3 protein-coding genes are annotated in these 1,604 nt (G+C 68.0%); 1 reads left to right on the top strand and 2 read right to left on the bottom strand.

Features of this window, described 5'->3' with window-relative positions:
• On the bottom strand, positions 1 to 365 hold a 365-nt coding region (locus ACAM49_RS40060; RefSeq protein WP_369640718.1), incomplete at its 3' end, for a nitroreductase/quinone reductase family protein.
• A gap of 126 nt (positions 366 to 491) precedes the next feature.
• Here ACAM49_RS40060 and ACAM49_RS40055 point away from each other — a divergent pair.
• Positions 492 to 1,181 carry a TetR/AcrR family transcriptional regulator gene (locus ACAM49_RS40055; RefSeq protein WP_369640717.1) on the top strand — a complete coding sequence of 230 codons (690 nt, stop codon included), beginning with the start codon at positions 492 to 494 and terminating at the stop codon, positions 1,179 to 1,181.
• 21 nt (positions 1,182 to 1,202) lie between these two features.
• On the opposite strand, the gene ACAM49_RS40050 is transcribed toward ACAM49_RS40055, so the two are convergent.
• Positions 1,203 to 1,604: DUF4873 domain-containing protein (locus ACAM49_RS40050; RefSeq protein ID WP_369640716.1), on the bottom strand; the 402-nt coding region annotated here is incomplete at its 5' end.

Below are 1,604 nucleotides of genomic sequence, written 5' to 3'. Positions count from 1 at the left end.
ACCTCCCACCCCCACCGATCAAGGTAGGCCCGAAGAATCGGCAGCTTCTGATCATCAGCGACCTCATTCGCACTGAAGACCTCACTCCTGCGCCCCAGCCGGAGCTCGCCGCTGCCAGCGACCCGCAGGTTCCGCACCCACTGGGTGTGCCCACGCGGCGCCACCAAATACCGCCGCCCATCCTCGGTCGTGAGCACATTGACCATGGTGGTCCGCCATTCACCGGACTTACGCCCCCGGACGGCCAGCAGCCGCGACCCGGCAACGCTGATCCCCAGCTTGGGGAGCAGGTTGAAGAACCGGTTCATGTAGGGATCCAGCCCGGTGGGGCCGATGTAGCGGGTAGCGGCGGAGTTGGCGTCCATGGTGTTTCCCTTCCTCTTCGAGAGCGCTGCTCTCTGTTGAGAACAGTGTGCGCACCTTGCGTCGCAACTGTCAAGAGCACCGCTCTCTAAATTTGTCGGTGATCCGATTCGTGGCACACTGTCCCCATGAGCGTCCCTCGCACCGCCCGCGAACGAGCCCGGGCCGAGATCACCCGCGAGATCACCGATGCCGCCCGCCGCCAGCTCGCCGAATCGGGTGCGCCCGCGCTGTCGCTCCGGGCCGTCGCGCGCGAGCTGGGAATGGTGAGCTCGGCCCTCTACCGCTACTTCCCGAGCCGCGACGAACTGCTCACCACCCTGATCATCGAGGCCTACAACGCCATCGGCGAAGCCGTCGAGACCGCCGTCGCCGCCGCCGACACCCCCCGCGCCCAATGGCGCGCCATCGCAAACGCCGTGCGGGACTGGGCAACCGCGCATCCACACGAATACGCGCTGGTGTACGGCTCGCCCGTGCCCGGCTACAGCGCGCCGGAAACCACCATCGGCCCCGCATCCCGGGTGCCGATCGCAGCACTGGCCATCGTGAATCGCGCCCATGAGAGCGGAACGCTGAAACCCTCCGACGACACGCTCGCCCCAGAACTGTCGGCCCAATCCACCGCCATCGCCGCGCAGATCGCGCCCGGCCTGCCCGAGGTAGCGGTGACCCGCGCCGTAATCGCCTGGACTCAGCTCTACGGCGCGGTCACCTTCGAACTCTTCGGCCAACTCGACAACAGCATGGACCCCGCCGGCCCCTTCTTCGCCTACTCCGTCGAAGCCATGGCCGACTTCATCGGACTCTCACGCTAACGCGACCCGAATCCCACTGCGCTACAGCGGAAACGGCGGCACGCCGACCCCGACAATGCGCAGATTCCCCCAGGGATCGCGCTCCTGGAGCACTCCGGCCACGGGCGCGCTGCCGGGCAGCGTGAGGAACACCTGCCCGCGCCCGGGATCAGGCAGTTCCACCCCATCCGTCGCCGAAACCCGTCCATACCAGTGGAACTGCCCATCGGTCGGATCCATGTGCCCGGTCAAGGCGACCCGCACCGCCACCTCGACCCCCGGCGCATCCAGCAACGCGGGCCCCGAATAGTCCGGTCCCGGTTCAGGATCGACGAACTCCGCCAGCGGGTCACCCGCCGCACGCCTGCCGCGCCGACCCCGCCGGAACCTCACAGCAGCCCTCGCCGCCGCCAAATCCGCTTCCCGATCGGCCCGATCAACCCC

The sequence above is a fragment of the Nocardia sp. JMUB6875 genome, assembly GCF_041154655.1.
In the GTDB taxonomy this organism is placed as follows: Bacteria; Actinomycetota; Actinomycetes; order Mycobacteriales; family Mycobacteriaceae; genus Nocardia.
This window is presented reverse-complemented; position numbering and strand designations above follow the sequence as displayed.